This is a genomic window from Nocardia sp. NPDC087230 (assembly GCF_044744725.1).
Taxonomy (GTDB): Bacteria; Actinomycetota; Actinomycetes; order Mycobacteriales; family Mycobacteriaceae; genus Nocardia; species Nocardia canadensis.
Map to the genome: position 1 here is coordinate 168,446 of NZ_JBIUYV010000005.1, position 7,460 is coordinate 175,905.

Annotated in this window: 6 protein-coding genes; 3 read left to right on the top strand and 3 right to left on the bottom strand. The window is 70.7% G+C overall.

Going from position 1 to position 7,460, the window contains the following annotated elements; all coding sequences use genetic code 11:
* Positions 1-2: 2 nt before the first annotated feature.
* Together ACIO52_RS19020 and ACIO52_RS19025 are read right to left on the bottom strand one after the other, a co-directional pair.
* Positions 3-1,427, bottom strand: a complete 1,425-nt coding sequence (locus ACIO52_RS19020; RefSeq protein WP_402645407.1) for an MFS transporter — start codon at positions 1,425-1,427, stop codon at positions 3-5.
* Between the two features lie 14 nt (positions 1,428-1,441).
* The gene (locus ACIO52_RS19025; RefSeq protein ID WP_402645410.1) at positions 1,442-2,245 is read right to left on the bottom strand and encodes an acyl-CoA thioesterase; all 804 of its coding nucleotides are present in this window, start codon (positions 2,243-2,245) and stop codon (positions 1,442-1,444) included.
* A gap of 53 nt (positions 2,246-2,298) precedes the next feature.
* Between ACIO52_RS19025 and ACIO52_RS19030 the strand changes: the two genes are divergently transcribed.
* Positions 2,299-2,772 (top strand): winged helix-turn-helix transcriptional regulator, encoded by a 474-nt coding sequence (locus ACIO52_RS19030; RefSeq protein ID WP_402645413.1) that lies wholly within the window; start codon positions 2,299-2,301, stop codon positions 2,770-2,772.
* Between the two features lie 145 nt (positions 2,773-2,917).
* Complete coding sequence (locus ACIO52_RS19035) at positions 2,918-3,958, top strand: fused (3R)-hydroxyacyl-ACP dehydratase subunits HadA/HadB (RefSeq protein WP_402645416.1); 1,041 nt, start codon at positions 2,918-2,920, stop codon at positions 3,956-3,958.
* Between the two features lie 47 nt (positions 3,959-4,005).
* Here ACIO52_RS19035 and ACIO52_RS19040 read toward each other — a convergent pair whose 3' ends face one another.
* Entirely contained in the window at positions 4,006-6,201 is a 2,196-nt protein-coding gene (locus ACIO52_RS19040) for a molybdopterin oxidoreductase family protein (RefSeq protein ID WP_402645419.1), read from the bottom strand.
* 188 nt (positions 6,202-6,389) lie between these two features.
* Here ACIO52_RS19040 and ACIO52_RS19045 point away from each other — a divergent pair, with 188 nt between their 5' ends.
* Positions 6,390-7,280 (top strand): ribonuclease Z, encoded by an 891-nt coding sequence (locus tag ACIO52_RS19045; protein WP_402645421.1) that lies wholly within the window; start codon positions 6,390-6,392, stop codon positions 7,278-7,280.
* Positions 7,281-7,460 lie beyond the last annotated feature (180 nt).

Consider the following 7,460-nt stretch of genomic DNA (forward strand, 5'->3'; position numbering starts at 1 on the left):
GCCTATCCGTGCGGTGCCGGTTCCAGCTCGGTGTCCTGCTTGGTCTCGGTCGGGTTCGTGGTGGGGCGGATGCCGAGGCCGATCAGGCCGGCCAGGACCGCGACTGCCGCGGTCACGTACCAGGCGCGGTGGAAGGCGTCGAGTGTGGCGGCGGGTGTCTCGGGAGCGCCGAGCAAGGCGACCAGGAGGGCGACGCCGACCGCGAGGCCGAGCTGGCGGGACATGCTCAGGACGGCCGACCCCGTCGCGAAGCGATGCGGGGCGAGGGTTCCCGCGCCCGCGGCGAAGGCGGTGGGCAGGGTGAGGCCGACGCCCAGGCCGGTCAGCAGCATTCCGCCGAGCAGTCCGGACGGGTAGTCCGGTGTCAGCTCGGCTGCCCGCGCCCACCACAGCAGTCCGCCGCCGAAGGCCAGCCCGCCGGCGGCGATCACCGGGCCCGCACCGACGCGGCCGATGATCCGGCCCGCCGCGATCGCGACGAACGGGACGAGCAGCGGCCCCGGCGCGATCGCGAGCCCGGTCCGCAGTGCCGACCAGCCCCACACGTTCTGCGCCCACAGTGTCACCGACAGCAACATGCCCGCGAACGCGATCTGGAACACGAGTGAATTGGCGCTCGCCAGCGTGAAATTCGGAGCGTGCAGCAGTGCCGGGTCCACCACCGGACTGTGGTGCCGCGCCGAGGACACGGCGAATACCCCACCGAGGACGATCGCCACCGCGAACGCGGCGAGCACTCCCGTCGACGTCCACCCCCACTCCGGGCCCTGCACCACGGCCAGGATGAACGACCCGACGGCGCCGATCAGCGTCACCGCGCCCAGCAGATCGGGCAGCGGGCCGCGCTCGGCGGCCGGGCGCGGCAGCGTGCGCGCACCGACCGCCAGGGCGGCCAGCCCGATCGGCACGTTCACCAGAAACACCCAGCGCCAATCGAGTTCGACGAGCAACCCACCGATCACCGGCCCCAGCGCGGCACCGAGACCACCGAACGCGACCCACAACCGCACCGCGCCCGCGCGCCGCTCGGGTGGTGTCGCGGCCAGCACCAGGGCCAGCGAAGACGGTGTCAGCAGCGCGCACCCGACGGCCTGGACGACGCGGAACCCGACGAGCGAGCCCACATCCCAGGCCACCGCGCACAGCGCCGAACCCGCGACGAAGACCGCGAGGCCGATCAGGAAGGTCGCGCGATTGCCGTTGCGGTCGCCGAGGCGGCCTGCGGGCACGAGCAGCGCGGCGAAGACGATCGCGTAGAGGTTGAGCACCCAGGACAGCCCGGTGAGCCCGGCGCCGAAATCGGTGGCCATGGCGGGCAGGGCGACATTGACGATGAACAGGTCCAGGCTCGACAGCAGGACGCCGGTGGAGACGACGGCGAGCACCACCCGGGGATCGGTGGGGCGCGCGGTGGCAACGGAATTCATGCGGAAGCTCTCGATCAGCCGAGGACGCGGCGGGTTTGGCGGGCGGTGGCGAGCAGGACTCCGTCGCGGTCCCAGATGTCGGTGTCGTCGACCGTCCAGCCGTCGCCGGCGCTGACCGCGGCGGCACGCACCAGTACGGGAGCCTCGGCGCGGCGGGCGGTGTCGGTGTGCAGTTGCAGCGACAGGGTGACGGTGGGCACCGCCACCGGGGCGGTGAGCAGTGGGAACAGTCCGGGCGGGAGCGCGTCGGCGAGCACGGCCAGGCTCGGCGCGTCCAGCGGCAGGGCGGGATCGAGCGCGATCCAGGCGCACATCATCGCCTCGTCGGCGCCGCTGAGCGGTAGCGGGCCCGCGGCGGGCCGGATGACGAAATGCGCACCGACCGGGACGATCTGCGGCGGCAACGGGAACAGCGCGCACTCCTGCGGGGCCGCGACGGTGGGTGCGGGCCGGGCGCAGTGGGCGGCGATCGCGGTCGTGCTCGCCGCGCCGAGGGTGATCGAGGCCGCGGCGACGGCCACGCCGTTCTGCTCGGCGACCACGTCGAGGATCGTCGTGCTGCGCCCGACGACGTGCTCGGTCGTGCGCAGGGTGAACGCGCCGGTCGCGGGCCTGCCGAGGAAGCGGATCTCGGCGGCGCGCACGGGCTGGTCGCGGGTGCTCGCGCGCTGGGCGGTCTCGATCAGCAGTCCGGCGAGCGCGCCACCGTGCGGGCCGGTCCAGCCCCGCCAGGAATCGTCGACGACGGCGTGCCAACGCCCCGATTCGGCGGCGGTGAGGGCGAATTCCGCACCCAACCGCCCAGTGAGTTTCATCATGAAACTTACGGTAGATGGGTGAGTTCTATGACGCAACCCACTAGACTCGGGGTATGCGGCGCACCAGCTTCGAGGACATGAACTGCTCCCTGGCCCAATGCCTGGAGGTGGTCGGGGAGTGGTGGACGCTGCTGATCGTGCGTGACGCCCTGTTCGGGGTGACCCGTTTCGACGAGTTCCGCGACCGGCTCGGTATCGCCCGCAACGTGCTCACCCAACGCCTCGACGGCCTGGTCGAACACGGGATCATGACCAAGGAGCCCTATCAGGACAACCCGGTCCGCTACGACTACCTGCTCACCCCCAAGGGGCGCTCGCTGTGGCAGGTCGTCACCGCGATGCGGCAGTGGGGCGACGAATGGGCCGCGCCCGACGGCGCGCCGGTCGTGGCCGTGCATCGCGGCTGCGGTCACGTCGCCACCGTCGAACCGGTGTGCTCGCACTGCGGCGAGCGGGTGATCGGCCGGGATCTGACGCCGATCGACGGGCCCGGAGCCGGTCCGGTGTCGCTGCTGCCGACGCGCTGACCACGCCGGGGCGGGTTCGGCCGCGGCCCGCGGAGCGCGTGCGTACCGGGCGACGCCACTGTGAAGTGTGCCAAGGTGTGCGCGGTGTGGCGAGGAGTCCGCTAGCCTGCCGGGTGTCCGTTCCCCGAACGAAGGTGATCGAAAAGTGACTTCCGTGGTCGATGCCCCTGATATCGCGTCGAAGGTTGGGCATTACTACCGGGTCGACGACGTCTACGAGGTCGGCCGCGAGAAGATCCGCGAATATGCCCGCGCGGTACAGGATTTCCACCCCGCGCACTGGGACGAGGACGCGGCGCTCGCGCTGGGCTATCCGGGCCTGGTCGCGCCGCTGACCTTCGTCTCCATCCCGGCCATGGCCGCCAACCGGCCGCTGTTCGAGTCGGTCGTCGTCGGCTACGACATGTTCGTGCAGACCGAGCAGGTCTTCGAACAGCACAAGCCGATCGTCGCCGGTGACCGGCTGGTCGTCGACGTCGAACTGTCGTCGGTGCGCCGGATCGCGGGCAAGGACCTGATCACCGTCACCAACACCTTCGCCGACGAATCCGGCGAGACGGTGCACATCATGCACACCACGGTCGTCGGCATCACCGGCGAGGGCGTCGATCCCGAGATCACCAGCGCGGTGGAGAACGTGATGGTCCACGGCGTCAAGGTGTTCGGCAACAGCGACACCTCGGCCCAGGAGCCGGTCGAGACCACCCTGCGGCCGGAAGGCGAGCTCCGGCTCTCGGTCGCCGGCGCGGCCCGCGTCCCCAGCACGACACTGGCGTTCGAGGAACTCACCGTCGGTGCCGAGCTGCCGCTGCGCGACGCGCACCTCTCGCGCGGTGACCTCGTCAACTACGCGGGCGTCTCCGGCGACAACAACCCGATCCACTGGGACGAGAGCATCGCCCGCCTCGCCGGCCTGCCCAACGTGATCGCACACGGCATGCTCACCATGGGTCTGGGCGCCGGTTTCGTCTCGACCTGGTCCGGCGATCCGGGCGCGGTGACCCGCTACGGCGTGCGGCTGTCGAACTACACCATCGTCGACTTCCAGAGCGGCGGCGAGGTGGAGTTCACCGGCCGGGTGAAGTCGCTCGACGCCGACACCAAGACCGCGGTGATCGCGATCGTCGCCAAGTCCGGTGGCCGCAAGATCTTCGGCCTGGCCACCACCACCCTGCGCTTCCGCTGATCCGATCGTGGTGAACCCGGCCGTCCGGGTTCACCACGACGGGCACATCAGCCGGACACGCCGATCCGGGCGTCCGCGGGGTCGGCCACGTCCTGCTCGACCACGACCGGGCCGACCCGCACCCAGGTGTTGTTGACCGCCGCGGTCCCGGTCAGCGGATCGGCGCGGGACGGATCGTGCAGCAGATTGACGTTGACGCCCGGCTGCGCGGCGGCCACCTGCCAGCCGACGCCGGGTTCCTGATGGCCCCAGCCGTGCGGGATGGCGACCACGCCGGGGCGGATGTCGTCACTGACCTCCACGGGCACGACGATCGTCCCGACCGGCGACTCGACGCGCGCCGGATCACCGTCGCGCAGACCACGGGCGGTGGCGTCGTCGGGGTGGACCAACACGGTGCACCGGTCGCGGCCCTTCACCATGGACGGGATGTTGTGCAGCCAGGAGTTGTTGCTGCGCAGGTGGCGTCGGCCGATCAGTTGCAGGTCGTAGCCGTCGGTCGCCGCGGTGACGGTCTCGTCGAGAACGGTGCGGAGCGCGGCGAGGAAATCCGGCGGCGTCAGGTGCACTTTGCGGTCCTCGGTTCCGATCAGCTCGCGCAAGCGCGGCACCAACGGCCCCAGATCGACACCGCCCGCGGCGGCACGAATCCTGTTGACCGTCAATCCCTTCCGGCCCTTGCGCAGGATGCCGTGCGGTCCGGTGGCGATGGCGGCGGCGCTCAATCGCAGTGGGCTGAGCTGTTCGAGCACGGCGGTGAGCGCGCGGCCGGTGACCCGCCGTGCGGGCAGCGGCACCACCTCGGCGAGCAGGCGGGCCAGGATCTGCCAGTCCTCGAGTCCGTCGGCGGGCGGCTCGAACACGTGGGCGTCGAAGCGCGCGTTGTTGCGGACACTGAACACCGGGAACAGCAGGTTGAGATCCTCGCGTTCCAGCGGCGAGACCGGCGGCAGGATGATGTCGGCGTGGCGGGTGGTCTCGGTGATGTACATGTCGACGGCGACATAGAAGTCCAGTGAGTCCAGGGCCTCGTCGAGGCGGCCGCCCTGGGGTGTGGACAGCACCGGGTTGCCCGCGTAGGTGATCATCGCCCGGATCCGGTCCGGGCCGTCGGCGAGGATGTCCTCGGCCAGCACCGACACCGGCAGTTCGCCGCGGAAGGATTTCCGGGTACCGGAGCGGTCGGTCCACGCGCCGTAGCCCATCGGCAGGTATTTGCCGTAGCGGGCGACGTCGACCGGCGGGGTCGCGAACATCTGCCCGCCCGCGCGATCGAGATTGCCGGTGACGGCGTTGATCGTGTTCACCAGCCAATGGGTCAGCGCGCCGGTGGTCTGCAAGCAGACACCGATGCGCGCGTACAGCACCGCCGAGGGTGCCGCGGCGTGGTCGCGGGCCAGCCGCCGGATGGTGTCGGCGTCGACGCCCGCGTGCGGTGCCATCCGGTCCGGGGTCGTGTCCGCGACCAGGTCGGTGAGCTGGTCCCAGCCCGCGCACTGCGCGCGGACCACCCGCTCGTCACACAGCCCCTCGGTGACCAGCACGTGCAGCATCCCCAGCAGCAGGTAGAGGTCGCCGCCGGGCCGCACCGCGACGTGCTCGTCGGCCAGCCGGGCGGTCTCGGTGCGCCGCGGATCGATGACCACGACGGTGCCGCCGCGTTTGCGCACATCCCGGATGCGCAGCTTCGCGCCGGGCATGGTGGTGATCGACCCGTTGGACACCGCCGGGTTGGCACCGAGCACCACCAGCCGGTCGGTGCGGTCGATATCGGCGATCGGCATCAGCACATTGGCGCCGAACATCCGCCAGGCGACGAATTCCTGCGGGAACTGGTCGATGGAGGACGCGGAGAAGAAGTTGCGGGTCGCCAGCGCGGCCCGCAACGCGATGCCGTAGATCACCGAGGAGCTGTGGGCGGCGGGATTACCCATGTACATCCCGATCGCGCTGGGACCGTGGGCCGCGCGCACCGCCCGCAAGCGCTGTCCGATCTCGCGGAACGCCTCGTCCCAGCCGATCGGTTCGAAGGTGCCGCCGACGCGCCGGACGGGGGTGCGCAATCGGTCGGGATCGTGGTGCAGGCCGCCCATGGCGGTCGCCTTGGGACAGATGTAGCCCTTCGACAGCACGTCGTCGGGATTGCCCTCGATCCGCGTGACCTGCTCGTCTCGCACCGTCACCAGAATTCCGCAGTGTGCCTCGCACAGTGTGCACTGCCGCGCGATGGTCTTGCTGTTCACAGCTTCCCCGCCTTTCGCCGAACCGCTCGATCCACGCTAACCCGGCCGCAGCCCCCGCAGATCCGTCTACGGGCGGAAATTTCCGAGCGGTCACAGGTGGGCGGGCGTCGGCCTCGTGCGTTCGACTCGAATCACGGTGCTCGATCCGCCTGCTCGACACGGTTGGCCGCGCCCGCGAGGATAGGTCGATGTCGACACGCGAACTGGTCGTGCTCGGGACGGCGGGGGCTGTGCCGACGCGACGTCGTAACCACAACGGGTACCTCCTGCGCTGGGACGGCCGGGGCGTGCTGTTCGATCCCGGTGAGGGTACGCAGCGGCAGATGTCGCAGGCGGGTGCGTCGGCGACGGAACTGCGCTGGCTGTGCGTCACCCACTTCCACGGCGATCACTGCCTCGGGGTGCCCGGCATCGTGCAGCGGTTGGGGCGGGACGGCGTCCCGCATGACGTGCACGCGGTATTTCCCGCCGACGGCGCCGACTACTGGGAGCGGCTGAAGTACGCGACGAGCTACTACGACGAGCCGCATCTGGTGGAACATCCGCTCAGCGGGCCCGGTGCAACGCTGCAGGGCGACGGTTTCACCCTCACCGCGCTGCCACTCGACCACAGCATCACCACCTACGGCTATCGGCTCGCCGAGCCCGACAGCCGGACGTTTCTGCCCGAACGTCTACGCGCGCACGGGATTTCCGGTGCGGCGGTCCGGGAACTGTCCGGGCCGCTGCTCGAGGAGTGCACGGTGCCCAGGCCGGGCCAGAAGGTGGCGTTCGTGATGGATACCAGCCTGTGCGACAACGTCTACGCGCTGGCCGAGGGCGTGGACATGCTCATCATCGAGTCCACGTTCCTGGACTCCGAGACCGACCAGGCCAGGGAACGCGGCCACCTCACCGCGCGGCAGGCGGGCGAGGTGGCCCGGTCGTGTGGGGTGCGAACCCTGGTCCTGACCCACTTCTCGGAACGCTACGGCGAAGGCGACGACCCGCTGTTCCTCGCGCAGGCCGATTTCCCCGAGGCCGTACTCGCGCACGATCTGGACCGGATCCCGTTGCCGGCCCGGCGGCCGGCTCGCTGAACCGTTACCGCTGGTAGTCCCGCACGAACGGCGTGTCCACGCCCAACGGCCCGAGCGCGGTCGCACCACCGGGCTCCCCCCAGCGGTGCGTCCCGCCCGGACAGCGGTTCGGTGAAGAAGCGGGCGTCGGCTCGGCGGGTAGTGGGCCCGTGCCTATCACCCCATCAGCGCCACTGATGG

Bases quoted from the DNA above. Each gene is read 5' to 3' on its own strand.
- ACIO52_RS19020 (WP_402645407.1), bottom strand. From the start codon at position 1,427: ATGAATTCCGTTGCCACCGCGCGCCCCACCGATCCCCGGGTGGTGCTC.
- ACIO52_RS19030 (WP_402645413.1), top strand. From the start codon at position 2,299: ATGCGGCGCACCAGCTTCGAGGACATGAACTGCTCCCTGGCCCAATGC.
- ACIO52_RS19025 (WP_402645410.1), bottom strand. From the start codon at position 2,245: ATGATGAAACTCACTGGGCGGTTGGGTGCGGAATTCGCCCTCACCGCC.
- ACIO52_RS19045 (WP_402645421.1), top strand. From the start codon at position 6,390: ATGTCGACACGCGAACTGGTCGTGCTCGGGACGGCGGGGGCTGTGCCG.